23 protein-coding genes are annotated in these 24,830 nt (G+C 71.5%); 17 read left to right on the top strand and 6 right to left on the bottom strand.

Translation table 11 applies throughout. From position 1 onward, the window contains the following. The first annotated feature begins 178 nt into the window (after positions 1-178). Entirely contained in the window at positions 179-988 is an 810-nt protein-coding gene (locus tag ACWF62_RS04730) for a metal-dependent hydrolase (RefSeq protein WP_378506357.1), read from the top strand. On the opposite strand, the gene ACWF62_RS04725 is transcribed toward ACWF62_RS04730, so the two are convergent. Further along, entirely contained in the window at positions 955-1,998 is a 1,044-nt protein-coding gene (locus ACWF62_RS04725) for a TIGR03617 family F420-dependent LLM class oxidoreductase (RefSeq protein WP_452629527.1), read from the bottom strand. The genes ACWF62_RS04730 and ACWF62_RS04725 overlap by 34 nt on opposite strands. Further along, positions 1,995-3,113 (bottom strand): lycopene cyclase family protein, encoded by a 1,119-nt coding sequence (locus ACWF62_RS04720; protein WP_452629525.1) that lies wholly within the window; start codon positions 3,111-3,113, stop codon positions 1,995-1,997. Before ACWF62_RS04720 ends, ACWF62_RS04725 begins: the two co-directional genes overlap by 4 nt. Positions 3,114-3,290: 177 nt before the next feature. Here ACWF62_RS04720 and ACWF62_RS04715 point away from each other — a divergent pair, with 177 nt between their 5' ends. Then, positions 3,291-4,922 carry an ABC-F family ATP-binding cassette domain-containing protein gene (locus ACWF62_RS04715; RefSeq protein ID WP_378506360.1) on the top strand — a complete coding sequence of 544 codons (1,632 nt, stop codon included), beginning with the start codon at positions 3,291-3,293 and terminating at the stop codon, positions 4,920-4,922. Between the two features lie 341 nt (positions 4,923-5,263). After that, positions 5,264-5,491, top strand: a complete 228-nt coding sequence (locus ACWF62_RS04710; RefSeq protein WP_378506361.1) for a helix-turn-helix domain-containing protein — start codon at positions 5,264-5,266, stop codon at positions 5,489-5,491. Between the two features lie 158 nt (positions 5,492-5,649). Here the strand turns inward: ACWF62_RS04710 and ACWF62_RS04705 are convergent, their stop codons facing one another. Together ACWF62_RS04705 and acnA are read right to left on the bottom strand one after the other, a co-directional pair. Beyond that, a complete protein-coding gene (locus tag ACWF62_RS04705; RefSeq protein ID WP_378506362.1) occupies positions 5,650-6,216 on the bottom strand; it encodes a TetR/AcrR family transcriptional regulator in 567 nt (188 codons plus the stop codon). A 218-nt stretch (positions 6,217-6,434) separates the two neighbouring features. Further along, positions 6,435-9,251: an aconitate hydratase AcnA gene (acnA, locus tag ACWF62_RS04700; RefSeq protein WP_452629524.1), complete on the bottom strand. Its 2,817-nt coding sequence runs from the start codon at positions 9,249-9,251 to the stop codon at positions 6,435-6,437. Between the two features lie 375 nt (positions 9,252-9,626). Here acnA and ACWF62_RS04695 point away from each other — a divergent pair, with 375 nt between their 5' ends. The 9 genes from ACWF62_RS04695 to ACWF62_RS04655 all read left to right on the top strand — a co-directional run bounded on the left by ACWF62_RS04695 (position 9,627) and on the right by ACWF62_RS04655 (position 18,499). Beyond that, the gene (locus tag ACWF62_RS04695; RefSeq protein ID WP_378506364.1) at positions 9,627-10,142 is read left to right on the top strand and encodes an Rv1476 family membrane protein; all 516 of its coding nucleotides are present in this window, start codon (positions 9,627-9,629) and stop codon (positions 10,140-10,142) included. Between the two features lie 382 nt (positions 10,143-10,524). Then, positions 10,525-12,180: an NlpC/P60 family protein gene (locus ACWF62_RS04690; protein WP_452629555.1), complete on the top strand. Its 1,656-nt coding sequence runs from the start codon at positions 10,525-10,527 to the stop codon at positions 12,178-12,180. A gap of 45 nt (positions 12,181-12,225) precedes the next feature. After that, a complete protein-coding gene (locus tag ACWF62_RS04685; protein WP_378506366.1) occupies positions 12,226-13,359 on the top strand; it encodes an AAA family ATPase in 1,134 nt (377 codons plus the stop codon). Further along, on the top strand, positions 13,356-14,354 hold the full coding sequence (locus ACWF62_RS04680; protein ID WP_378506367.1) for a DUF58 domain-containing protein: 999 nt from the start codon (positions 13,356-13,358) through the stop codon (positions 14,352-14,354). The genes ACWF62_RS04685 and ACWF62_RS04680 overlap by 4 nt, the downstream gene beginning before the upstream one ends. Beyond that, positions 14,351-15,331, top strand: coding sequence for a VWA domain-containing protein (locus tag ACWF62_RS04675; protein ID WP_378506368.1), 981 nt, complete (start codon positions 14,351-14,353; stop codon positions 15,329-15,331). Before ACWF62_RS04680 ends, ACWF62_RS04675 begins: the two co-directional genes overlap by 4 nt. Positions 15,332-15,469: 138 nt before the next feature. Then, positions 15,470-16,192, top strand: a complete 723-nt coding sequence (fabG1, locus tag ACWF62_RS04670; RefSeq protein ID WP_378506369.1) for a 3-oxoacyl-ACP reductase FabG1 — start codon at positions 15,470-15,472, stop codon at positions 16,190-16,192. A gap of 55 nt (positions 16,193-16,247) precedes the next feature. Continuing rightward, positions 16,248-17,081 (top strand): NADH-dependent enoyl-ACP reductase InhA, encoded by an 834-nt coding sequence (inhA, locus tag ACWF62_RS04665; protein ID WP_378506370.1) that lies wholly within the window; start codon positions 16,248-16,250, stop codon positions 17,079-17,081. Positions 17,082-17,085: 4 nt separating this feature from the next. Further along, positions 17,086-18,129 (top strand): ferrochelatase, encoded by a 1,044-nt coding sequence (locus ACWF62_RS04660; RefSeq protein ID WP_452629522.1) that lies wholly within the window; start codon positions 17,086-17,088, stop codon positions 18,127-18,129. A gap of 91 nt (positions 18,130-18,220) precedes the next feature. Next, positions 18,221-18,499, top strand: coding sequence for a hypothetical protein (locus ACWF62_RS04655; RefSeq protein ID WP_452629521.1), 279 nt, complete (start codon positions 18,221-18,223; stop codon positions 18,497-18,499). A gap of 4 nt (positions 18,500-18,503) precedes the next feature. Here the strand turns inward: ACWF62_RS04655 and ACWF62_RS04650 are convergent, their stop codons facing one another. Next, positions 18,504-20,072: a hypothetical protein gene (locus ACWF62_RS04650; protein WP_452629520.1), complete on the bottom strand. Its 1,569-nt coding sequence runs from the start codon at positions 20,070-20,072 to the stop codon at positions 18,504-18,506. Positions 20,073-20,257: 185 nt separating this feature from the next. Between ACWF62_RS04650 and ACWF62_RS04645 the strand changes: the two genes are divergently transcribed. The 3 genes from ACWF62_RS04645 (at position 20,258) to ACWF62_RS04635 (ending at position 22,546) form a co-directional block, all read left to right on the top strand. After that, the gene (locus ACWF62_RS04645) at positions 20,258-21,151 is read left to right on the top strand and encodes an SAM-dependent methyltransferase (protein ID WP_452629519.1); all 894 of its coding nucleotides are present in this window, start codon (positions 20,258-20,260) and stop codon (positions 21,149-21,151) included. Between the two features lie 15 nt (positions 21,152-21,166). Next, on the top strand, positions 21,167-21,979 hold the full coding sequence (locus tag ACWF62_RS04640; protein ID WP_452629518.1) for a hypothetical protein: 813 nt from the start codon (positions 21,167-21,169) through the stop codon (positions 21,977-21,979). Between the two features lie 108 nt (positions 21,980-22,087). After that, positions 22,088-22,546 (top strand): SRPBCC family protein, encoded by a 459-nt coding sequence (locus tag ACWF62_RS04635; RefSeq protein ID WP_452629517.1) that lies wholly within the window; start codon positions 22,088-22,090, stop codon positions 22,544-22,546. A 61-nt stretch (positions 22,547-22,607) separates the two neighbouring features. Here the strand turns inward: ACWF62_RS04635 and ACWF62_RS04630 are convergent, their stop codons facing one another. Then, positions 22,608-23,420 (bottom strand): hypothetical protein, encoded by an 813-nt coding sequence (locus ACWF62_RS04630; protein ID WP_452629516.1) that lies wholly within the window; start codon positions 23,418-23,420, stop codon positions 22,608-22,610. Positions 23,421-23,472: 52 nt separating this feature from the next. On the opposite strand from ACWF62_RS04630, the gene ACWF62_RS04625 reads away from it, so the two are divergent. Beyond that, a complete protein-coding gene (locus ACWF62_RS04625) occupies positions 23,473-24,315 on the top strand; it encodes a DUF3097 domain-containing protein (protein WP_452629515.1) in 843 nt (280 codons plus the stop codon). Between the two features lie 69 nt (positions 24,316-24,384). Further along, positions 24,385-24,816: an NfeD family protein gene (locus ACWF62_RS04620; protein WP_378506382.1), complete on the top strand. Its 432-nt coding sequence runs from the start codon at positions 24,385-24,387 to the stop codon at positions 24,814-24,816. Positions 24,817-24,830: the final 14 nt, after the last annotated feature.

Here is a 24,830-nt window from a genome sequence, read left to right as displayed (position 1 = left end):
GGTGCGATTTGTGGGTGACCCCCCCTTTTTCCCCCCCCCCCTCCTTCCCCCCACCCCGCCGAGGCGGCGTTTGTGTCGGAGTCGATTGCTACATTCGGGCCGTCCTGAGCGGCTTCCTTCGGGTGGTGCTCGTGTTCGCCGTCGTCCGAAGGGTTTTCGCGTACGTGATGATGCTCTCATGGTGATGGGTGCGACCCACGCCGTCTCCGGTGCCGTCGCAGGCCTGCTTGCCGCCCAGGTGCTCCCTTCCGAGTGGGGCGGCCCGACGTCGACCGCCGAGATGTTCACCTTCGCAGGGGTGTGTGCTGGCGCGGCGCTGCTGCCGGACCTCGACACCACCCAGTCGACCGTCGCCCGCTCCTTCGGCCCGGCCAGCTGGGCGCTCGCCAAGGGCGTCGACAGCGTGTCGGTCGGGTACTACCGCATCACCCGCGGCAGGCGCGACCCCAAGCGACGGGGCGGGCACCGCACCCTCACCCACACCGCGCTGTTCGCGGTCGCGCTCAGCGCCCTGGTGTCCTGGCTGATCGTCGCGTTCGGACAGCCCGCGATCATCGGCACCCTGTTCCTGACGCTCGGGCTCGCGCTCCGCGGGCTCGCGGGCGGATGGGCGAAACGCAACGGCTGGGTCGCGGTCACCCTCGTCGCCGGGACCCTGTCCGCACTGACCTGGACCTGGTATCCGGACGAGGTGGGGTCGCGGGCGCTTGGGGTCGCGGTCGGGCTCGGCTGCGCGGTGCACTGCCTCGGCGACGCCATCACCAAGGAGGGGGTGCCGTTCCTTGCGCCGTTGCTGCCGTGGCGGGGGCGCCGCTGGTGGGAACTCCAGCTGCCGTCCTGGCTGTCGATCCGCGCGGGCGGCACGTTCGAACGCGCGCTGCTCGGGCCGCTGCTCACCCTCGTCGCGGTGGGGCTTGCGCTGTGGGCGCTGGACGGCGTTCCCGACGCGGTCGGTCAGACCCTCGGCGAGTTCGCGGCGCCGCGCTGAGGGGCCGCGCCGAGGGCGGCGACCAGGTCCCGCACGTGGGCGAGGTCGACGTCGTAGCCGGGGAAGTAGCAGCACACCCGGTCGGCGTTGGCGCCGAAGCGGCGGTCGATCTCGGCCGCGCACTGCTCCGGGGTGCCGCGGACGGCGAGCGTGTCGACCATCGCGTCGTCGACCAACGCCACCATCTCCGCGACCGCGCCCCGCTTGGACAGCGCGTTGAGCGGTTCCTGCCGGTCCGCCCAGCCCTCCACCTCGAGCACCGGACGGTAGGCGGGCGTGGACGCGTAGAACGCGAGCAGCGCCCGCACCCCGGTGGTCGCCGCGGCGAGCTCGGTGTCGGTGCGGCCGGTCGCGACGATCACCTGCGGCACGACCTCGAACTCGCCGCGGTCCCGTCCGGCGCGGTCGAGGCCGAGCTCGACGGCGGGCAGGGTGCGCTGCCGGAAGTGCTGCTCGCTGTGGAACGGCATCACCAGCAGCCCATCCGCCACCTCCGCCGCGGTGCGGGTCATCACCGGGCCGAGGGCGCCCATCAGGATCGGCGGCGGCCCGGACCGGAGCGGACCGGGCACGAACGTCGGCGGCATCAGCGTGTGGGTGTGGAACTCGCCGCGAAAGTCCAGGCGCGACCCGGACTCCCACGCGTCGAAGATGGCTCGGATCGCGAGCACCATCTCCCGCATCCGGGCCGCGGGGCGTGACCACGCCGCCGAGTAGCGCTTCTCGATGTGCGGCCGGATCTGCGATCCCAGCCCGAGCCGGAACCGGCCCCCGGACATCGCCTGCAGGTCCCACGCCGCGTGCGCGAGGTGCATCGGGCTGCGCGGCAACGCGATCGCGACGTTCGTGGTCAGGTCCGCGTCGACGACCGGCGCGGCCGCCACCAGCGGGAAGAACACGTCGTGCGGTCCCTCGAAGGTGAACAGGCCCGCCGCCCCGGTCCCGGCCAGCTCCACCGCCCGACGGGCCGCGTCGGTGGGGGCGGCGTCCAGCTGGATCTCGACCTTCATCGGTGTCCTCTCCGCGGAAATGTGGCGCCGATCAGTGTGCGCCGCACCGGCATCGGCGCGCCGGTGAACAGCCGCCACATCGCGGCGGCGACGGCAACCGGGTCGGCGCGGTCCGACAGGTAGGCGCGCTGCGCGGCAACCGGCAACGCGAAGAACTGCCCGAAAAAGGCGGGGACCCGCTGGGGTGGCAGCGTGAGCAGGGCACGCAGTCCGATCCCGCGCAGCGCCCGCACCGCGCGAGCGGGCGCGGGCCACACCGCCGCCGCCGGGTCGCCCCCGGTGACCAGCGCGTGCACGACGGCGTCGGCGCAGGCGAGGGACGCGGCGACGCTGTACCCGGTGCCGGGGTGCGCGAGGCCGCCGCGGGACCCGAACCCGAACAGGTCCTGCCGCGGCGCGTGCACCGGAAACCGGACCCGCTCAACCGGCGCGTCGTCGGCGGCGGCGACGCCGCGCGCCGCGAGCCGGGTGCGCAGCCGCGTCCGCAGCACGGGCAGCGGCAGCGCGGGGCGGCCGACCAGGCAGGTCTCCTCGAGCAGGACCCGGTCGCTGCCGAGCGGCACCGCGTACAGGAACGACGGTGGCGCGCCGGCGGCGGCGCCGTTGTCGCCGCGCCAGTCCATGAACAGGGCGTCCGCGCCGCCGAGCGCGGGCCGCGCCACCGCACCCGACACGACGATCCCGTACGCCGTCTGCTCCGCCAACCCCGGCGCCCGGCGCACACCGCGCGCGTCGACGACGGCGCGGGCGGCGACGCGGGTGCCGTCGGCGAGGGTGACGCCGGCGGCGTCGGCGCGGGCGGCGCGGCCCCGCAGCACCCGCACCGCGCCGAGGTCGAGCGCGGCAACCAGCGCGCCATTGTCGAGCACGACGTACTCGCGGTCGATGCGGTGCCGACCGCCCGCCCAGACGGTCGGCCGCGGCACCCGCGTTGCGACGACATCGGGGTCGAGCCAGCGCGGCAACTCGTCCGCCCACGCGCCGTAGGTCGGCGTCCACGGCCGGTCCGGCGCCGGGTCGACGGCCACCACGCCAAGCCCGGCCGCCGCGGCGCGATGCGCGAGGGCGCGGCCCGCCGGACCAAGGCCGAGGACTAGGAGGTCGGGGACAGTCACCCCGGTAGCTTGGCACGCGGTCCCGTCGCGTCGCCGCCGTCACCGATGCGGTCACCCCCGCGCCGGACCGGTAGACTGGTGGCTTCGTGCGCCCGCGACTGGCATCGTGCGCCCGCGACACCGCCCGTGGCGGCGTCCCGCCGTCAATCCGTCTGAAGTGCCCCGAGGAGTTCGCGCGTGATCACCGCCACCGACCTGGAAGTTCGTGCGGGCGTCCGGACCCTGCTCTCGGCGCCGGGATCGGCGCTGCGCGTGCAGGCGGGTGACCGGATCGGGCTGGTCGGCCGCAACGGCGCGGGCAAGACCACCACGCTGCGCATCCTCGCCGGGGAGGGGGAGCCGTACGCGGGCGTGGTCGTCCGCAGCGGCGATCTCGGTTACCTGCCGCAGGACCCGAAGGAGGGCAACCTCGACGTCCTCGCGAAGGACCGCGTGCTGTCCGCCCGCGGACTCGACGAGATCATCCGCAACATGGAGAAGCAGCAGGCGATCATGGCCGAGGCGGCCGACGACGCCGAACGCGACAAGGCGGTCCGCAAGTTCGGCAATCTCGAGGACCGGTTCTCCGCGCTCGGCGGGTACGTCGCCGAGTCCGAGGCCGCCCGGATCTGCCACAGCCTCGGGCTGCCGGACCGGGTGCTTGGTCAGCAGCTGCGCACCCTGTCCGGTGGTCAGCGTCGCCGCGTCGAGCTGGCCCGGATCCTGTTCGCGGCGTCCGACGGCTCCGGTGGCAAGTCGAACACGACGCTGCTGCTCGACGAGCCGACCAACCACCTCGACGCCGACTCGATCACCTGGCTGCGCGGGTTCCTGCAGAACCACGACGGCGGCCTGATCGTGATCAGTCACGACGTCGACCTGCTCGACGACGTCGTTAACAAGGTGTGGTTCCTCGACGCCGTCCGCGGTGAGGCCGACATCTACAACATGGGTTGGAAGAAGTACCTCGACGCCCGTGCCACCGACGAGCAGCGCCGCCGCCGCGAACGCGCCAACGCCGAGAAGAAGGCGTCCGCGCTGCGGCAGCAGGCGGCCAAGCTCGGCGCGAAGGCCACCAAGGCGACGGCCGCGCAGAACATGGCCAAGCGGGCCGACAAGCTGATCGCGGAGCTCGACGACGTCCGGGTCGCCGACAAGGTGGCGCACATCCGGTTCCCGGAGCCTGCGCCGTGCGGCAAGACGCCGCTGATGGCGAAGGACCTGACCAAGGTGTACGGGTCCCTGGAGATCTTCACCGGTGTCGACCTCGCGATCGACCGCGGTTCCCGCGTGGTGATCCTCGGCCTCAACGGCGCGGGCAAGACGACGCTGCTGCGGCTGCTCGCCGGCGCGGAGAAGCCGGATCTCGGCGAACTGGTGCCGGGGCACGGTCTCAAGACCGGCTACTTCGCGCAGGAGCACGACACCCTCGACGATCAGGCGTCGGTGTGGGAGAACATTCGGCACGCCGCGCCGGACGCGGGGGAGCAGGACCTGCGCGGGCTGCTCGGCGCGTTCATGTTCACCGGCCCGCAGCTCGACCAGCCCGCGGGCACCCTGTCCGGCGGCGAGAAGACCCGGCTCGCGCTGGCCGGTCTGGTGTCCTCGGCGGCGAACGTGCTGCTCCTCGACGAGCCGACCAACAACCTCGATCCGATCTCCCGCGAGCAGGTCCTGGAGGCGCTGCGCAGCTACACCGGCGCGGTCGTGCTGGTCACCCACGATCCGGGTGCCGCGGAGGCGCTGAACCCGGAGCGGGTGATCCTGCTGCCGGACGGCACCGAGGACCACTGGTCGCAGGAGTACCTGGACCTGATCACCCTGGCCTGATCACCCTGGCCTGAGCGAGCGCCGCCCGGCCCGGTCCGGCGCGCGAGGGCCCTGTGCACACACCTCTTCGGGCACGCACACCGGTGTTGGGCGTGCAGCATCCCTGCGCGTGCTGCAGCGCCGGTGTGCACCGGGGTTCCCGCCGTCCACACCGGGAAGGCCTGTGTGCACACACCTCTTCGGGCACGCACACCGGTGTTGGGCGTGCAGCATCCCTGCGGGTGCTGCAGTGGGGGTGTGCACCGGCGGCCGCGGGTCGCGGCCGGGCGCCGGGAGCGGGCGCCGGATCTGTACTAGCCTGACCATCGAGAAGTGACCGGGATCACAGTCGGAGGTCGGTGATGGCGGAGCTCGCGTCGGTGCGCAAGGGGGTGCGGGTGTCCGGCGGCGCCAGGGACGCACTACAGACCGAGTTGCGCGACCGCTACCTGCGCGGCGCCAGCATCCGCAGCCTCGCCGACGCGACCGGCCGGTCCTACGGGTTCGTCCGGACGCTGCTCACCGAGGCGGGGGTCGAACTGCGCGGCCGCGGCGGCCCGAACCGGCGCCGTGCGACCCACGGCACCTGACGTCGCCGGGCAAGCACCCGTGTGCACACACCTTCTCGCTGACGCACACGGGTTCTGGACGCCGATTCCCCCTGTGCGTGCCGCACGATTTTGCGCTGTGCGTGCCGCACGATTTTGCGCTGTGCATGCGGCAGAAGGTGTGTGCAGGCGAGCGGCATTTACTCCTGCCGCCGGACCGATTCCTCCACGAGATCGAGTACCGCGGACAGGTTCTCGCCGCCGTGCCCGGACGCGATGCGCGCGATCAGCCCGTCGAGGACCAGGTCCAGGTAGCCGACCAGGACATCGGTGGGCAGATCGTCGCGCAGCCGGCCCGCCTCCTTCTGCCGTTCCAGCCGCGCGACGGTGGCCTCGGTGAGTTCGACGCCGCGTTCGCTCCATTCGCGGGCGAACTCCGGGTCGGTCCGTAGCCGCCGGGAGATCTCCACCCGCGTCGCGAGCCAGTCGAACTCGTCCGGTTTCGCGAGCAGGTCCCGCATCACCTGGACCAGGCCCTCCTCGGCGGCGACGTCGGCCATCCGGGTCGCGTCCTGCTGCGCGAGGGCGAGGAACAGGCCGTCCTTGTCCTTGAAATGGTGGAAGATCGCGCCCCGCGACAGTCCGGTGGCGTCCTCGAGCCTGCGCACGGTCGCACCCTCGTACCCGTACTCGGCGAAGCAGCGGCGGGCGCCGTCGAGGATCTGCCGACGGCGCGCAGCCAGATGGTCGTCACTGACCTTGGGCACGGGCTTCCTCCTTCGTCGGTCGCCTGTGCGTGTTTTCGGCCAAGGCAACCCTCCTTCGTCGGGTCACCTGTGCGCGTTTTCGGCCTTCGCGAGATACCTCGCCAACGCACAAAGCGCTCACGACCACGTGATCTCGCACGCTCGCCTTCCAGCGAAGTGGTCGTGAGCGCTTTGTGCTCCCCTAGGGGCCGAAAACGCGCACAGGCGCGTAGCGCCTACTAGCCCCGGATCATGTTGCGCAGCACGTACTGCAGGATGCCGTCATTGCGGTAGTAGTCCGCCTCGCCGGGGGTGTCGATGCGGACGACCGCGTCGAACTCCACCTTCGCGCCGTCGGTCTTGGTCGCGGTGACCTTGACCGTCTTCGGGGTGACGCCCTCGTTCAGCTTCTCGATGCCCGCGATGTCGAAGGTCTCGGTGCCGTCGAGGCCCAGGCTCGCGGCGGACTCGCCCGCGGGGAACTGCAGCGGGATGACGCCCATGCCGATGAGGTTGGAGCGGTGGATCCGCTCGAACGACTCGGTGATGACGGCCTTCACGCCGAGCAGGCGGGTGCCCTTGGCCGCCCAGTCACGCGAGGAGCCGGAACCGTACTCCTTGCCGCCGAGGACGACCAGCGGGATGCCCGCGGCCTGGTAGTTCTGCGACGCGTCGTAGATGAACGCCTGCGGCGCACCCTCGACGGTGAAGTCGCGGGTGTAGCCGCCGGACACGCCGTCGAGCAGCTGGTTCTGCAGGCGGATGTTCGCGAACGTGCCGCGGACCATCACCTCGTGGTTGCCGCGACGGCTGCCCAGCGAGTTGTAGTCCTTGCGCTCGACACCGTTGGCGTCGAGGTACTGGGCGGCCGGGGTTCCGGGCTTGATCGGGCCTGCCGGGCTGATGTGGTCGGTGGTGACCGAGTCGCCGAGCAGTGCCAGCACTCGCGCACCCGTGATGTCGCTGACCGGGGTGGTCTCCATCGCCATGCCGTCGAAGTACGGCGCCTTGCGGACGTAGGTCGACTTGTCGTCCCACGCGAAGGTGTCGCCCTCCGGGGTGGCCAGGTTCTGCCAGCGCTCGTCACCGGCGAAGACGGTGGCGTAGGACTTGCGGAACATGTCCTGGCTGATCGCGGCCTTGATGGTGTCGTCGATCTCCTGCGCGGACGGCCAGATGTCCTTGAGGAAGACGTCGTTGCCGTCCGTGTCCTGGCCCAGCGCGTCGGCCTCGAAGTCGAAGTCCATCGTTCCGGCGATGGCGTACGCGATGACCAGCGGCGGGGACGCCAGGTAGTTCATCTTCACGTCGGGGGAGATGCGTCCCTCGAAGTTGCGGTTGCCGGACAGCACCGCGGTGACCGCGAGGTCGTTGTCGTTGACCGCCTTGGAGATCTCCTCCGGCAGCGGGCCGGTGTTGCCGATGCAGGTGGTGCAGCCGAAGCCGCCGAGGTAGAAGCCGAGCTTCTCGAGGTACGGCCACAGGCCGGCCTTCTCGTAGTAGTCGGCGACGACCTGCGAGCCGGGAGCCATGTTGGTCTTGACCCACGGCTTGGAGGACAGGCCCTTCTCGACCGCGTTGCGGGCGAGCAGCGCGGCGCCGATCATCACCGACGGGTTCGAGGTGTTGGTGCAGGAGGTGATGCCCGCGACCGCGACCGCACCGTGGTCGAGGACGAACTCGCCGCGGTCGGAGGACACCTTCACCGGCTTGCTCGGGCGACCGGTCGCACCGTTCGCTGCCGACGGGACGACGGCCTCGTCGTTGGCGGTGGAGTGCTCGACCGGATCGGAGGCCGGGAAGGACTCCTCGACGGCCTCGTCCAGCGCGGAGTGCGCCGCGGACTCGCCGTTGGTGACGTAGGTGTTGATGTCGCGACGGAACGCGGCCTTCGAGTCGGACAGCAGGATCCGGTCCTGCGGGCGCTTCGGGCCTGCGATCGACGGCACGACGGTGCCGAGGTCCAGCTCAAGGTACTCCGAGTAGGCGGGCTCGTTCGCGGCGTCGTGCCACATGCCCTGCTCCTTGGCGTACGCCTCGACGAGCGCGAGCTGCTCGTCGCTGCGGCCGGTCAGGCGCAGGTAGTTGATGGTCTCGCCGTCGATCGGGAAGATCGCTGCGGTGGAACCGAACTCGGGGCTCATGTTGCCGAGGGTGGCGCGGTTGGCGAGGGGCACCTCGGCGACGCCTGCGCCGTAGAACTCGACGAACTTGCCGACCACACCGTGCTTGCGGAGCATGTCGGTGACGGTGAGCACGACGTCGGTTGCGGTGACGCCGGGCTGGATCTCGCCGGTCAGCTTGAAGCCGACGACGCGCGGGATCAGCATGGAGACCGGCTGGCCGAGCATCGCGGCCTCGGCCTCGATGCCGCCGACGCCCCAGCCGAGCACGCCGAGGCCGTTGACCATCGTGGTGTGCGAGTCGGTGCCGACGCAGGTATCGGGGTACGCCTGGCCATTACGGGTCATGACGGTCGGCGCCAGGTACTCGATGTTGACCTGGTGCACGATGCCCATGCCCGGGGGGACGACCTTGAAGTCGTCGAACGCGCCCTGGCCCCAGCGCAGGAACTGGTAGCGCTCGCCGTTGCGCTGGTACTCGAGGTCGACGTTGCGCTCGAGAGCGTCGGCCTGGCCGAAGACGTCGAGGATGACCGAGTGGTCGATGACCATGTCGGCGGGCGAGAGCGGGTTGACCTTGTTCGGGTCGCCGCCGAGGGTGGCGACGGCCTCACGCATGGTGGCGAGGTCGACGACGCAGGGAACGCCGGTGAAGTCCTGCATGATCACCCGGGCGGGGGTGAACTGGATCTCGACGCTCGGCTCGGCCGAGGGATCCCAGTTCGCGATCGCGCGGATGTGGTCGGCGGTGATGTTGGCGCCGTCCTCGGTGCGCAGCAGGTTCTCGGCGAGAACCTTCAGCGCGTAGGGCAGCTTCTCGGTGCCGGGAACGGCGTTCAGGCGGAAGATCTCGTAGGAGTTCTGTCCGACCTCCAGCGTCCCCTTGGCGCCGAACGAATCAATACTGGTGCTCACGTCAGCTCCACTCGTCATTGAGGTTCGCCGTCGACGGGGCTGTGCCGACGGCAAGCGAGGCTCGTCGCGGCGACCAGTCAGGTGTCATGACCGGAAGCTGCCATGTGGTCGACTGTGTCGAGACCGACCCGGTAGGTCGCGCCGAAGTACCTCGCAGTGACTCTAACAGTACGCTTGTCCTGTGAAATCTGCGGCATCCGCACGGTGTGCGGGTCGCGCATCGGTGATCCTCGTCCGTCTGCCCGGTGACCGCAAACGGGCCGGACGGTCCCGGCGCCATCACGGTGAGTGGTCGCGTGTGGTGCGCCGCAGGCGCCCAGGGCGGCCGCGGTCCCGTAAGGTGCGGGGGCGGTCTCGTCACCGCACCGCCACCACGACACACCCGGATGAGAGATGCCTGCCGCCCATACCGTCGCGTTCCTTCCGGCCCCCGCCGACATCCCGCCCGGTGTCGACATCGACACCATCCGCGCCGATCTGTCGGACGACGGTGTGTCCGCACCGTCCGCGGACGTTGCCGAACTGCAGGACGTGGTCGCGCGCGCGGGTGAGCACGACCTGACCCTGCGCATCGTCGTGCTGGACCGCAATCCCGGCAGGGATGAGCAACTCCGGGACATCGCGACCGAGATTGGCACCGAGGACGGCGGGACCGTGCTGGTGCTGAGCCCGAATTGGGTGGGCACCTACAGTGATTCGCTCGCGCGGGTGACGATCGAGGACGCGCAGGACCACGCGTACACCGGCAAGGCCGTCGACTCCGCCAACCAGTTCCTCGACGAGGTGATCCGCCCGGACGCCCCGTACGGGCTAATCACGATCGGCCTCGTGCTGGTCGTCGGGGGCGGCGCTGCCGCCACCTGGTTGCTCCGGACACGCCGCCTCGACGCCGAACGCCGGTCGCGCTGAACGGCATTCGTTCCGACGCTCGCTGACGACCGCCCGCTGCGACTCTGTGTCGTGCCGCGGGCGATTCGTTCCAGGACACGGCACCTGTGTGCGGTGTAATTACCCCTGTGTCGTTTGTGACTGAAGTTTCGCCAGTGCGCGAAGTGTCGTACGGTGCCATTGGCGCTTTTTGGGGAAGAAGTGTCACTGTGGGCGCGGTAGCCACGAGAGTGACGCCTGCCCGTCGGTGTTCGCTGGCGTACCGGCCTGCGGGCGGGGCGGGTCTTCCCCGGACGGTCCCGAACCGAGGGAGACGACAGTGAGTCGGACGACAGCGAGTCGAGGGGCACTCAGCGGCGGCCGCCGCCGCGCACACGCAGCCGGACGAACTCGTGGCGCGCAGATGCTCGTCGGGTTCGGCATCGCCGCGTCACTGCTCGCGGGCAGCGCGGGGCTCGCCGAAGCGGTTCCGCCGCCACCACCCAACCCGAGCGACGGCCAGCTGCAGCAGGCCGACTCCGACGTCGCGGCCCGCGTCGGTCAGGTCGGTGCGCTGATCGGCCAGGTGGCGGGCGCCGACCAACAGTTGCGGGCCCTCGACGATGCGGTCGCGATCAAACGGGAGGACGTCAACCGGGCGCTCGTCGACCTGCAGAACGCGCGGGATGCGGCAGGGGCGGCGGCGGACGCGGTTGGGACAACACTGCAGGCGCTCCGGGACGCGGGAGACCAGATCACGGCGGCCCAGGTGCGGTTCGACGAGTTCGCCGCCAACACCTACCGGCAGGGCACCGGCGTCGCCTCGCTCGCCTCGTTCATCGGGTCAACGGGGCCGGGCGACATCCTCGATCGGGCGCAGCTGCTGCGGGTCCTCGCCACCAAGAAGGACGCGGTGCTCGACGGTTTGCAGCGGGCCCGCACCGCCGAGGCGAACAAGAACTCCGCGGCCCGCGAGGCGAAGCAGCGCGCCGACGCTGCCGCGTCGGCGGCCGAGTCACGCAAGGCGGACGCCGAGAACGCGATCGCGGTGGCCCGCGCCGCGCTCGCGGCCGAGGCGGAGAAGAAGGCGGCGATTGAGGCGGAGAAGGCGGCCGCCGAAGCCAAACTCGCCGCCGCGCGTGACAACGTCTCCGGCCTGCAGAGCCAACGCCAGGCCTTTGTCAACTGGGACCGGCAGCGGGCAGCGGAGCAGGCCGCTGCCGCCGCGGCGGCGCAGGCGGCCAGGGAGGCGGCGGCCAAGGCTGCTGCGCGGGTCGCAGCGGACCAGGCGGCGCGGGACCGGGCCAACGCGCTGGCCGAGGGGCAGCGCAGCCATACCCAGATCGAGGACGATCCGGCCGAACTGCCGTCGTGGTCGAGACCCGACGACGACACCGGAACCGGAGGCGATGAATCCGGTGCCGCCGAACCCGACGGCACCGAGTCCGGGGGAGACGAGTCCGGGGGAGACGAGTCCGGCGGCACCGGCGGCACCGACCCGGACGGCACCGACCCGGACGGCACCGAATCCGGGGGCGCCGATGGCACCGATGGCACCGACTCGGACACGTCGGACTCCACCGAGGACGACGGCACGGCAGCCACACCGCCGACGTCCACGACACCGAAGCCGAAGCCGACCCCCTCGGTCACCGGAAGCGCCGCGATCGAAACCGTGATCGACCGCGCGATGTCCCAGCTCGGTGTTCCCTACGCGTGGGGCGGCGGCGACGCGAACGGCCCGACGCTCGGTATCCGCGACGGCGGCGTCGCCGACAGCTACGGCGACTTCAAGAAGGTCGGATTCGACTGCTCCGGGCTGATGATCTATGCGTTCGCCGGCATCGGGATCTCATTGCCGCACTACACCGGATACCAGTACACCGCGGGCGAGCAGGTGCCGACATCGCAGATGAAACGCGGTGACATGGTGTTCTACGGGCCCAATGCCAGCCAGCATGTCGGGCTGTACCTTGGCAACGGGGAGATGCTCGAAGCTCCGCAGTCGGGATCATTCGTGAAGGTGTCGCCGCTGCGCTGGGACGGCATGACCCCGTATGTGGTCCGGATGGTGTCCTGACCCGGCGAACCGCGTCGGGTCCGGGGAGTGGAAAGCGGAGGACAGTTGGTGACGTCACAGGACGCGGACGGCGGCGCGGCGACGAACGGGAACCCGGTTCCGGCTGGGGACGCGACGCGGAACGGCCCCGCGGGGACGGCATCCGGGATCCGGGACGACGCACAGTTGCTCGAGCAGGTGATCTACGAGGTTAAGCGGGTCATCGTCGGCCAGGACCGGCTCGTTGAACGGATCCTCGTCGGGCTGCTCGCGAAGGGACACGTCCTCCTCGAGGGCGTGCCCGGTGTCGCAAAGACGCTCGCCGTCGAGACGTTCGCGACCGTGGTCGGTGGGTCCTTTTCCCGCGTCCAGTTCACCCCTGACCTGGTGCCAACCGACCTCGTCGGTACCCGGATCTACCGCCAGGGCCGCGAGCAGTTCGACATCGAGCTCGGGCCCGTCGTCGCGAACTTCCTGCTCGCCGACGAGATCAACCGGGCGCCGGCGAAGGTGCAGTCCGCGTTGCTCGAGGTGATGGCGGAACGACACGTCACGATCGGCGGCAAGACGTTCCCGATGCCGGAGCCGTTCCTGGTGATGGCGACGCAGAACCCGATCGAGAACGAGGGCGTCTACCCGCTGCCGGAGGCACAACGCGACCGGTTTCTGTTCAAGGTCCTCGTCGACTACCCGTCGGTCGAGGAGGAGCGCGAGATCGTCTACCGGATGGGGGTCGCCGCCCCCGAGCCGCGTCAGGTGCTCGGCCCGGACGACCTGATCCGGCTGCAGAAGACCGCGGCCGGGGTGTTCGTCCACCACGCGCTCGTCGACTACGTCGTCCGGGTCATCGCCGCGACCCGCACCCCCGACGCGTTCGGGCTGTCCGACGTCGCAAGCTGGATCTCCTACGGTGCATCACCGCGCGCAACGCTCGGGATCATCTCCGCGTGCCGGGCGCTGGCGATGCTGCGCGGCCGCGACTACGTGATCCCGCAGGACATCCTCGACGTCGTCCCCGACGTGCTGCGCCACCGCCTCGTGCTGTCCTACGACGCCCTCGCCGACGAGGTCAGCCCCGACGACGTGATCACCCGGGTCCTGCAGACCGTCGGCCTGCCGCAGGTGGCGGCGCAGCCGGTCCCGCCGGTCCCCGTCCAACCGCAGGCGCCGACAGCCCCGGTCGGCGGCGCGCCGCGGTGACCGGAGCCGCCTCACCCACCGGGCCCGCGGCACCGCAGTCGGGTGCCGGGCACGGGGCACCGCCGTCGCTGCGCTCCGGCGAACTGCGGGACCCCGAACTCGCGGCGGCGCTGCGCACCCTCGAGCTGACCGTCCGGCGCAGGCTCGACGGCGTCCTGCACGGCGAGCACCTCGGCCTGATCCCCGGCCCCGGCACCGAACCCGGCGACGCGCGGCCGTACCAGCCGGGCGACGACGTCCGGCAGATGGACTGGTCGGTCACCGCCCGCACCACGCACCCGCACGTGCGGCAGTCCGTCGCCGACCGCGAACTGGAAACCTGGCTGGTGGTGGACCTGTCCGCCAGCCTGGACTTCGGCACCGCCGGTGCGGAGAAGCGGGACCTCGCGGTCGCGGCTGCGGCGGCCGTCGCGCACCTGACCAGCGGTGGTGGCAACCGAATCGGGGCGATCGTCGCGACCGGCCACCACACCGTCCGGATCCCGGCCCGCGGCGGCCGCCTGCACGCGCAGGCCATGCTGCGGACCATCGCCACCACCCCGCACGCCCCGGACGGGGTCCGCGGCGACCTCACCGGCGCGATCGAGGCGCTCCGCAGGCCGCAACGCCGCCGCGGCCTCGCGGTGGTGATCAGTGACTTCCTCGGCCCCCTCGACTGGGAACGCTCGCTGCGCGCCGTCTCCGGCAGGCACGACCTGCTCGGCATCGAGGTGCTCGACCCACGGGACCTGGAACTGCCGGACCTCGGCGAGGTGGTGCTGCACGACCCGGAGACCGGACGGACCCGCGAGTTCACCACAACGCCGCAACTGCGGGCCGACTTTGCGGCGGCGGCGCAGGCGCACCGCGACCAGGTGGAGCAGACGCTGCGCCGCTGCGGCGCGCCGGTGCTGGGGTTGCGCACCGATCGGGACTGGATCGCCGACGTGGTTCGCTTCGTCGCCGCGCGCCGCCACAGTTATGGTTCCCGGGTGAATCGAGTGACCCGACCGTGAGTTTCTCCCAGTTCGCGTCACCGCTGTGGCTCGCGTTCCTGCTCGTCGTCGCCGCGCTGGCCGCCGGATATGTTCTCGCGCAACGGAAACGGCAACGCAACCTGCTCAGGTTCTCGAACCTCGAGATGCTCGAGAAGGTTGCACCCGCCCGCCCAGGACGGTGGCGGCACCTGCCGACCGCCCTCGTCCTGGTCGGCCTGATGCTGCTGACCGTGGCGCTCGCCGGACCCACCTCCGACAAGCGGGTGCCGCGCAACCGGGCCACCGTGATCCTGGTGATCGACGTATCGCTGTCGATGAAGTCCACCGACGTCGAACCGACCCGGCTCGCCGCCGCGCAGGAGGCCGCGAAACAGTTCGCGGACGGCCTGACCCCGGGAATCAACCTCGGGCTGGTCGCGTTCGCGGGCACCGCGTCCGTGCTGGTGTCGCCGACCATCAACCGGGACGAGACGAAGGCGGCGATCGACCACCTCACCCTCGCCGAGCGCACCGCGACCGGTGAGGCGATCTTCACCTCGCTGCAGTCCATCGAGACCCTCGGTGCGGTCCTCGGCGGCGGCGACCAGGTGCCGCCCGCCCGGATCGTGCTGCTCTCGGACGGCAAGCAGACCGTGCCCGACAGCCCCGACGCGCCCCGCGGCGGGTACACCGCGGCGCGGCAGGCGAAGGAGGCGGGCGTGCCGATCTCGACGATCTCGTTCGGCACCTCCTACGGCACCGTCGACATCGGCGACGAACGGATCGCCGTCCCGGTGGACGATCCGTCGCTGCGGGAGATCGCGAACCTGTCCGGCGGCACCTTCTTCACCGCGTCCAGCCTCGAGGAGCTGAAGCGGGTGTACGACACCCTCGAGGAGCAGATCGGCTTCGAGACCGTCCGGGGCGACGCGAGCCGCGTGTGGCTGGTGCTTGGTGTCCTCGCCACCGCGGCCGGGTTGGGTTCGGCCCTGGTTCTGCGCCAACGGCTGCCGTGACCGTGGCCGGACTGTCACACTGACCCGGCTCCGCCAAAGCACACTGACCCGGCTCCGCCAAAGCACACACTGACCCGACTCCACGAATAAGCTGCCACCGAATCGGAACAGCCGGAACACAACAGATAGGTTGATCGAATGTCGAACGCGTCCACCCCGTCCCGCTCCGTGCTCGTGACCGGAGGCAACCGGGGCATCGGCCTCGCGGTGGCCCAGCGTCTCGCCGCGGACGGTCACAAGGTGGCGGTCACCCACCGCGGCTCCGGCGCACCCGACGGCCTGTTCGGTGTGCAGTGCGACGTCACCGACACCGACTCGGTGGACCGGGCATTCGGTGAGGTCGAGGCGCATCAGGGCCCGGTCGAGGTGCTGGTCGCGAACGCGGGCATCACCGATGACACCCTGCTGATGCGGATGACCGAGGAGCAGTTCACGAACGTCCTCGACGCGAACCTGACCGGCGCCTTCCGCTGCGCGAAGCGTGCCAACCGGGCGATGCTGCGGGGACGCTGGGGCCGGATGATCTTCCTCGGCTCCGTCGTCGGCCTCGCCGGCCAGGCCGGGCAGATCAACTACGCCGCATCGAAGGCCGGTGTCGTCGGTCTCGCGCGGTCGGTGACGCGGGAGCTCGGGTCGCGGTCGATCACCGCGAACGTCGTCGCCCCCGGCTTCATTGAGACCGACATGACCGCGGATCTGCCCGCCGACACGAAGGAGATGGCGCAGAAGTTCATTCCGCTGCAGCGGCTCGGCAAGCCCGAGGATGTCGCCGCGGTCGTGTCCTTCCTCGCGTCCGAGGACTCCGCCTACGTCTCCGGCGCGGTGATCCCCGTCGACGGCGGCATGGGCATGGGTCACTGACCTTCGTACCACCCTCGTACCCACCGACTTTCGTACTTCCTCTAGGAGCACAACCATGGGCGGATTGCTCGACGGCAAGACCATTCTCGTCACCGGCATCATCACCGACGCATCGATCGCGTTCCACACCGCGAAGGTCGCGCAGCAGCAGGGTGCCACCGTGATCATCACCGGCATCCCCGAACGGCTGCGGCTGATCGACCGGATCGCGCAACGGCTCCCGGAGTCGGTGCCCGCGGCCATTCCGCTGGACGTGACCGACGAGGAGAGCCTCGCCGCGCTCGCCGACAAGGTTCGGGAGCTGGCCCCCCAGGGGCTCGACGGTGTGGTCCACTCGATCGCGTTCGCGCCCAAGACCCTGATGGGTCCGGACGCGCTGCCGTTCCTCGAGGGTCCCGGGCCCGACGTCGCGAAGGCCTTCGAGATCTCCGCGTGGAGCTACGCGTCCCTCGCCCGCGCCGTGCTGCCGGTCATGAACGAGCGCGGCTCGATCGTCGGCATGGACTTCGACCCGCGCACCGCGATGCCGGACTACAACTGGATGGGTGTCGCCAAGGCGGCGCTTGAGTCGGTGAACCGGTACGTGGCGCGGGAAGTGGGCTACGCCAAGAAGATCCGCTCGAACCTGGTTGCTGCGGGACCGATCAAGACCCTCGCGGCCAAGGCGATCTCGGGGACGGCGACCGACGACGCCAAGAAGCTGACCATGCTGAACGAGTACTGGGACGGCGCATCGCCGATCGGCTGGGACGTCAACGATCCGGGTGTGGTCGGCACCAGCGTCTGCGCGGTGCTCTCGGACTTCCTGCCCGCCACCACCGGCTCGATCATCTACGTCGACGGCGGGGCCAGCCACAACACCTGGTTCCCCGAGAACTTCATGGGCTGAGCCGGTGTACGACGCCCTCCTGCTGCTGTCCTTCGGCGGACCCGAGAAGCCCGCCGACGTCCGGCCGTTCCTCGAGAACGTCACCCGCGGCAGGGGGGTGCCGCCGGAGCGCCTCGACGAGGTGGTCGAGCACTACCTGCACTTCGGCGGGGTGTCCCCGATCAACGCCCTCAACCGGGACATCATCGCCGCCGTCGAGGCCCAATTCGGCTCGGCGGGAACCGGACTGCCGGTGTACTTCGGGAACCGGAACTGGCATCCGATGGTGGAGGACACCGTCGCACGGATGCGGGACGACGGGATCCGGTCGGCGCTGGTCTTCCCGACCTCGGCGTGGGGCGGCTACTCGGGGTGCAGGCAGTACCACGAGGACATCACCCGCGCCCGAGCTGCCGTCGACGGGGCGCCGGAGCTGACGAAGCTGCGCCAGTACTACGACCATCCGCTGATCGTGGCCGCGTTCGCGGACGCGATCAGCGCGGCACGGCAGGAGCTGCCCGCGGAGCAGCGGGCAGGCGCGCGTCTGGTGTTCACCGCGCACTCGGTGCCGGTCGCGGCGGATGCCAGCGCGGGTCCGCCCCGCGACGGCGGCAGGCTCTACAGCCGCCAGGTCGCGGAGGCCGCCCGGCTGTGCGCGGCGGCGGTCGGTGCGCCCGAGCACGACCTGGTGTGGCAGTCCCGCTCCGGGCCGCCGCAGGTGCCGTGGCTCGACCCCGACATCTGCGACCACCTGGACGCCGTCGCCGCGGCTGGCGCGACCGCGGTAATCGTGTGCCCGGTCGGGTTCGTCTCGGACCACCTCGAGGTGATCTGGGACCTGGACACCGAGGCCAGGGATCGGGCCGCCGACCTGGGGCTCGGGTACGTGCGGGCGGGCACGCCCGGTACCGACCCGCGGTTCGCGGCGCTGGTTGCCGAGCTCGTCGCCGAGCGGACCGCGGGGGCGCCGGCCCGCAGGCTCGGCACCGAACCGCTGTACGGCGTCGGAACGAACGGTGCGCTGTGCGCCGTCGACTGCTGCGCCCCGGTACGCCGTCCGGCCAGGTGACCGGGCGGTCACGCACCCCTGGTGCGTGACCGGTGATCGGGGGAGGATGGGACTCTCACCACCTCCCTCGGCATCGGCAGGAGGGGTTCCCATGCCGTACACACATCCGCTGCGACGTTCACTCACGATCGCCGTCACCGCCGCCGCGATGATCCTCGCAGGCCCCGCCGCCGTGGTCGGCGCGGTGGACTCGGGTGCGGGCGACCGGTACGTGTCAAACCCGCCGGACGACGACCACCTCGTCGGCTACTGCGACGACCAGGCACAACTGGGAAACAACCTGGAGGCGCAGGGCGACCACGATCGGGCGGCGAGCGTCGTCGGTGCCGCCAACATGCGCGGCTGCCGCATCTACACCTTCCCCGCGTAGATTCTCAGGCCGGGGCGGTCAGCACGACCGCGCTGGCCGCCCCGGCGTCGAGGCGGTACCCGCCGTCGCCCACCGGGACCGACTCGGACACGGCCGGGGTGAAGGTGCCGTCGGCCGCGACCTCGGCGCCGGCGAACGTGGTCCCGCCGGTGGCCTCCGGTGCCCCGCCGGTCAGTCGCTGGATGCGCGCGGGCCCGGCCGCGCCCTCGCCCGGCCCGCCGTTGATCGCCACGGTGAGGGCGACATCGGCGTCGCGGTCGAGGTTATCGACCAGGACCCGAATCGTGCCGTCGGGCAGGCGGACCGCCAGCGCCGACACGTGCCGGTCACCGGAATCCACCGTGGTGGGCAGGATCCGGCCGCCGACCAGCTCCGCGACGGCAAGGGCACCGTAGTAGTTGGGGTTCGGGCGCGCCAGGCCCGACCTGCGGGCGGCGTCGTCCGGGAAGCAGAAGACCGGGTAGCTCTCGCAGTCGTTGGGTTGCAGGTGCAGGTTGACCCCGGTGACACCCTCCCGCGCGGCGGTCATCAGATAGTCCACCGTCCAGAGTGCGCCGCCGAAACTGTTCGTGACCCCGGGCAACCCCTCCTTGGCGACGGAGTTGGTTTCCGACAGCCGCGGCTGCAGACCCGCCCGCTCGGCGGTGGCGACCAGGTCGCGGATGAACGCGGTCTGCCGGTTCGAGGTGTCCCGCGACATCAGCGCGTCGACGGTCGGCTGACCGCCGACCAGCGCGGAACTGCCGTCCGAGAGCCCCAGCCGTTCGGTGTTGACGAACGGGTAGTAGTGCTGGTTGAGGGACCGGCTCTCGGCGCCGAACCGGTCGATGTAGGAGTCCAGCCACGGGTCGACCAGGGCGGTCCTCATCGCGGCCTCGGCGAGGGTGCTCCCGGTCCCGCCCGCCGCGGTGTCCGGTCCCTCGACGGCAACCCCGGGTGCGGCCGCCGCGATCGCCTCCCGGTAGGTGCGGGCGTCGTCCGCGTAGCTTCCCGGCAGGTATGGCGTTCGGTCGCCGCCGCCGGTCAGCGGCGTCAGCAGGTAGAAGTTGGGTTCGTTGCCGATCTGCACCGACCGAAGGGCAGCGCCGATCCGGTCCCGCGCGGCGCGGACCTGGTCGGCGGCGGCAGCCGGGTCGAAGTGCGCGAGGTTCACGCCGAGGTCGACGCTCCAGCCGGTGTTGCGCGCCAGCTCACCGACCCGCGTCAGGTCGTCCGGGGTCACCCGCTGTCCGTTGGCCCACGCAGGCAGCGGCGACGCGGGGTCCGGGGTCCACGCGGTGTTGTCGACCTGGTTCGCGCTGAACCGCAGGTTGCCTGCCCGGCCCAGGTTCGCGATCAGCGCAGCCACGTTCCCGGCGCCGGGCGCAATCCACGGCTCGTGCATCAGGTTCGCCTCGAACGACAACCCGAGGAAGTCGGCGGGGATGGTGCGGCCTGGCCGGTCGGCGTCGACGACGATGGTCACCGGCGTCGCTGGCTCGGCGGCCGCCGGAACGGTGGTGAGTGCCACCGGAAGGGCGGCGGCGACCAGGACGACGGCCAGCCGATCGGGCCGGAAGCGGGAGCGGCTCATTGCGCGGAATCCTCCTGTGCGGGCGTGGTGTTCGACCGGGTGGGTGGATCGCTGGCAGCCTAGCGCGCCGACGCGGGGACGCGCGGGCGGAAACGCCGAGCGGTGTCGGGCGTAGGATCGGCAGGGTCGAGCGGCCGGGCGATCGTACGGCCGAACGGAGCGACCTCGATGGCGAGGTGTCGATCGTGCGAACCGACGGGGACACGTGGGACATCGTCCACAGCGTTGGCCGGACGGCGCTGGGGGTGGCGACCTTCCGCGCGCTGGAGTCGGAGCGGCCGGAACCGCTGATTGTCGACGAGTTCGCGCGGTGGTTCGTCGAGGCGTCCGGGGACGCGCACTTCATCGGACTGCTCGCCGATCCGTCCCCGCTCGAGGAGGTCCCGTTCTTTTTCCCGGGGTTCATGGGGCTCCGGACGAGGTTCTTCGACGACCACTTTGCGGCGGCGGCCGCGGCGGGTGTCACGCAGGCGGTGATCGTCGCTGCCGGGCTCGACGCGCGGGCCTACCGCCTGCACTGGCCCGCAGGTGCGACCGTGTACGAGGTGGACCGGGCGAGCGTCCTCGACTTCAAGGCGGCGGTGCTGACCGCGCGCGGCGCCCGCGCCAACGCGGACCGGCGGCCGGTCGCCGTCGACCTGCGCGACGACTGGCCTGCCGCGCTGCGCGCCGCGGGTTTCGAGCCGAGCCTGCCGACGGCCTGGTCGGCGGAGGGGCTGCTGCCGTATCTGCCCGGTGCGGCCCACGACGCGCTGTTCGAGCGGATCGACGCCCTCTCGGCGACCGGCAGTCGGATCGCCGTCGACGGGATCGGGGGCGGCGCGGACATCAAGCGGTTGCTTGCGTTGCAGGACAAGTACTTCCGGGACCGGAATCCGTTCGGCGACCTGGACGTCGCCGCCCTCTTCTACGACGACACCCGGACCGACCCCGTCAGCCGGTTGACCGACCACGGCTGGACGGTGCGCGGTGTCACGGTGCGCGAGCTGGCCGACGACTACGGGGTGCGGGTGCCCGACCTGCCCGACGACCTCGCCGATCTCGAATCCCGGGCGGCGTACCTGACGGCGGCGAGGTAGCGCTACGCGGTCGACATGGCTTGGTACTGGCAGCCTCCGGAGGACGAGGACGTGTTGTATGCCCGCGCTCAGGCGGTCGAGGTGCTGCGACCGATCGCGGAGGCGGTGCTCGCCTCGCCGCACACCCGCTGGTGGGGCGACCCGGTCGACCTCGCCACCCAGCGCGCGGTGGCGCCCTGCTACCAGGGCCACGGATGGTCGGGCCGACCCGAGTTCGGGCGTCGCCGTGACGGCCTCGCGGTGTGGCGAGCGACGGCACTGGAGACCGAGGCGCGCTTCGTCGAGTACCACCGGACCCACCCCGGCAGTGAACTCGGCGGCGAATGGTGGTCCACCCCGGTCGCTGGCGGCGTCGGGGTGCACGACACCAGTCGTGCCCGCGACGGACTCGGCGCGCTTGAACTGCTGCTCGAGGAGGATTCGCTGGGCTACAAGAAGGCCCGGGTGTGGCCGGTCCGCGTCGACGGCACGCCGCGGGTGTACGAGATCACCGGCCCGGATGCGTGGGCGCGCCTCGTGGACGCCCACCCGCTGGCGGTGCCCGCCTCGCGGCGCTGCGAGTGGCGGTACACCACCGGCGAGGTCCACGACTGGCACATCCCCGACTGGGCCGCGGTCGCCGACCACTACGACGCCGTGCACCTGACGCTGCTCGGGTACCTGACGACGCCGGGGATCGCGATCCCGCTCACCGACCGGCCCGGGGCGACGCTGCTCGCCGGGTGGGATCTCGACGCCACCTTCTGGCTCCGCGACGACCGCCTCACCGTCGACGGCGACCCGACCGAGTGGCGGCGCTCCGACGAGGGCGCCTGGTCGCCCGTGTGATCTCGGCGCCGGTCGAGTGGGAACGAAGGCCGTGCACTGGTATTCATGATCGGATGGGGTCGGACGACCCGGACGGGGTCGTCGACCAATGTCGAGGAGTGGTGTGCTGTGGGCGAGAGGCTCGAAGTGTCGCGGGAGATCGCGGCGTCACCGGCGGACGTGTACGCGGCGATCTCGGATGTCACCCGGATGGGGGAATGGTCGCGGGAGTGCCACTCCTGCCGCTGGCACGACGGCGTCGATGGCCCCGCGGTCGGGGCGGTCTTCGACGGTCACAACCGCAACGGTGACCACGAGTGGATCACGCAGGGCACGGTGGTCGAGGCGGACCAGGGCCGCAGCTTCGTGTTCGACTGCTCGATGCACGGCGTGCACTACGCGACCTGGGGTTATCGCATCGAACCCACCGCGGGCGGTTGCCGGGTGACGGAGTGGACGGACGACCTGCGGACCGAGCAGGCCCGCGCGTACGCCGTGCGGGTGTCGGGCGTCGACGATCGCGTCGCCAGGAACCGCGAGACGATGACCGGCACCCTCGATCGGATCGCGGCCGCGGTCGAGGGCTGAGCGGACCGCTGCGGTCCCGGATCCTGTCCCGCCCCGCGACGCCCGGACCCGGCACGCAGGGTCAGCCGCGCGGCTGTTCGGCGCGCACGCAGGCCGTCACCGCCGCCATCCGCGCGGTACGGACGGCCGACCACAGCGGCCGCAGCGTGTCGTCACGGGCCGCGGCGCCGGTCGCGGTCTGCGCCCGACCGGACGACTCGCCGGCCACCGTCAGGATGGCCGCGACCTGATCGGCGGTGTCGAGGATGCGCAGCACCCGGGCCGGGGTGCCGTCGGGGGTGGTGTGGCGGGTCAGGTCGGCGAGCGCGTCGGCGATCCGGGCGCGGGGATCTGCCTGGGTACCCACGAACCCGCCGTGCATCGACGACAACGCCTCCGCCGCCTCCCGGACCGCCTCCCTCAGGGTGTGCTCGGCCTCGCCGAGCCCGATGTGTTCCCCGGCCCGTGGCAGTTCGGGGATCGGGAACACCGTCCACCGCAGTACATCCGGTCCTTCCACCCGGGGCACGATGCCGAGCCCCGATGTGCCGGGGGATCCGACCATCACCCCCTGCCCCGCGTCGACCGCCGCTGCGGCGAACGCGGTCCGCGCGGGCAGGCCCCGCACGTCCCCCGGCGCGGGCAGCACCAGCGTCGGCGCGGCCCCCCGGTCGGCCGCGGTCACCGCGCGCATCGCCCGTAGCAGTGCCACCGGGCCCGCATCGGTGGGGCCGGGCCACGGCAGGTCCCAGCGCAGGGCGACCTCGGCGTCGGCAGCCGCGATCAGGTGCATGGGCGCCCACGCAGCGACGGCGTCGATGACGTCGTCGGGCGCGCTCGCGCCGGCCAGCCACGAGGCGGACCACAGGGTGAGGGTGATGCTGGGGCAGGACACGACAATCAAGCTTAGGGCGGCCGCGGCGTCGATGGCACTAGCGTGGTCCGGCGTGAGTGGACGCGACATGTACGGCGGGAACATCTTCGACGGGCACACCCGGCGGCGGGCCCGCGACTACCCGAGGCTGCCCGCCGACCGCGGTCTGGTCGTCGAGGACGCCGCCACCGGCTGGTGCGGTGCGGTGGTGGGGACGGAGAAGACCTACGACGGCGACTACGTCCGGCTCGAGGACGCCCGCAAACAGACCCGGCTGTTCGCGATGCGGGAGGCCGCGTTCCTCGTCGATGGCCAGCCGGTGACCCTGGTCCGCCCGACCGCGACGACGACGGCGGCGACGGCGGCGAAGCAGGCCGGGGCCCGGTCCGCGTCCGGTTCCACCCGCGTCGAGGGGCTCAGGGCACGCACCGCGTTGCCCAGTCGAATCTGGGTTGAGGGCGTGCACGACGCCGCGATCGTGGAACGGGTGTGGGGGCACGACCTGCGGGTCGAGGGTGTCGTCGTCGAACAGCTTGAGGGCCTCGACAACCTGCCCGCGAGGCTCGCCGAGTTCGGGCCTGGCCCCGGACGCAAGGTCGGGGTCCTCGCCGACCACCTGGTCGAGGGGTCGAAGGAGACCGCGCTGACCCGCGGCCTCGGCCCGCACGTGATGGTCACCGGGCACCCGTACATCGACGTCTGGGAGGCGGTGCGCCCCAAGGCCGTCGGCATCACCGGGTGGCCGACGATCCCGCGCGGCGAGGACTGGAAGACCGGGGTGTGCCGTGAACTCGGTTGGGGCACACCGCAGGACGGATGGCGCCGGGTGTACGGCGCGGTGTCGAGTTTCCGGGATCTCGAGGCCCCGTTGATCGGGGCGGTGGAGCGGCTCGTCGATTTCGTGACTGTCGACTGACCGGGCATCCGGTCGGCCACGGCGCTGGCGGCGCCCGTGCACTGGTGCCGGTGTGGCTAGAGTGGTGGCGTGGCGGGAGTGATCTGGCTGGTGGCGGGGGTGGTGCTCGCGGCGGCGGAAGCGGCGACGGGCGACTTCTTCCTGCTGATGTTGGCGGGCGGGGCGCTCGCCGCGGCGGGTGTCAGCGCGGCGACCGACCTCCCCGTATGGGTGGACGCGCTCGTGTTCGCCCTGGTGTCCCTCGCGCTCATCGTCGGGGTCCGGCCCGCGCTCAAGCGCCGGTTCAGCGGTCCCCCTGCGGTGGAGACGAACGTCGCCGCCCTCACCGGCCGGACCGCGCTGGTCCTCGATGAGGTGTCCGAGTACCGCGGCCAGGTCAAGCTCGCTGGCGAGGTGTGGACGGCGCGCCCCCTCGACCCGACCGAGACCTATCCGCCGGGCACGACCGTGACCGTGATGGAGATCGACGGCGCGACCGCCGTCGTGTGGCGGGGAGCGTAACCCCGCGGACGTTG

The sequence above is a fragment of the Rhodococcus sp. NPDC054953 genome, assembly GCF_053609225.1.
The sequence above is the reverse complement of the archived record's forward strand: the minus strand, read 5'-3'. Positions and strand labels throughout refer to the sequence as shown.

What these genes read in the sequence shown, in the direction of transcription:
- ACWF62_RS04710 (WP_378506361.1), top strand. Translation starts at nt 5,264, where the DNA reads ATGGCGGAGCTCGCGTCGGTGCGCAAGGGGGTGCGGGTGTCCGGCGGC.
- ACWF62_RS04730 (WP_378506357.1), top strand. Translation starts at nt 179, where the DNA reads ATGGTGATGGGTGCGACCCACGCCGTCTCCGGTGCCGTCGCAGGCCTG.
- ACWF62_RS04650 (WP_452629520.1), bottom strand. Translation starts at nt 20,072, where the DNA reads ATGAGCCGCTCCCGCTTCCGGCCCGATCGGCTGGCCGTCGTCCTGGTC.
- ACWF62_RS04690 (WP_452629555.1), top strand. Translation starts at nt 10,525, where the DNA reads ATGCTCGTCGGGTTCGGCATCGCCGCGTCACTGCTCGCGGGCAGCGCG.
- ACWF62_RS04725 (WP_452629527.1), bottom strand. Translation starts at nt 1,998, where the DNA reads ATGAAGGTCGAGATCCAGCTGGACGCCGCCCCCACCGACGCGGCCCGT.
- ACWF62_RS04655 (WP_452629521.1), top strand. Translation starts at nt 18,221, where the DNA reads ATGCCGTACACACATCCGCTGCGACGTTCACTCACGATCGCCGTCACC.
- fabG1 (WP_378506369.1), top strand. Translation starts at nt 15,470, where the DNA reads ATGTCGAACGCGTCCACCCCGTCCCGCTCCGTGCTCGTGACCGGAGGC.
- ACWF62_RS04640 (WP_452629518.1), top strand. Translation starts at nt 21,167, where the DNA reads ATGGCTTGGTACTGGCAGCCTCCGGAGGACGAGGACGTGTTGTATGCC.
- acnA (WP_452629524.1), bottom strand. Translation starts at nt 9,251, where the DNA reads ATGACGAGTGGAGCTGACGTGAGCACCAGTATTGATTCGTTCGGCGCC.
- ACWF62_RS04695 (WP_378506364.1), top strand. Translation starts at nt 9,627, where the DNA reads ATGCCTGCCGCCCATACCGTCGCGTTCCTTCCGGCCCCCGCCGACATC.
- inhA (WP_378506370.1), top strand. Translation starts at nt 16,248, where the DNA reads ATGGGCGGATTGCTCGACGGCAAGACCATTCTCGTCACCGGCATCATC.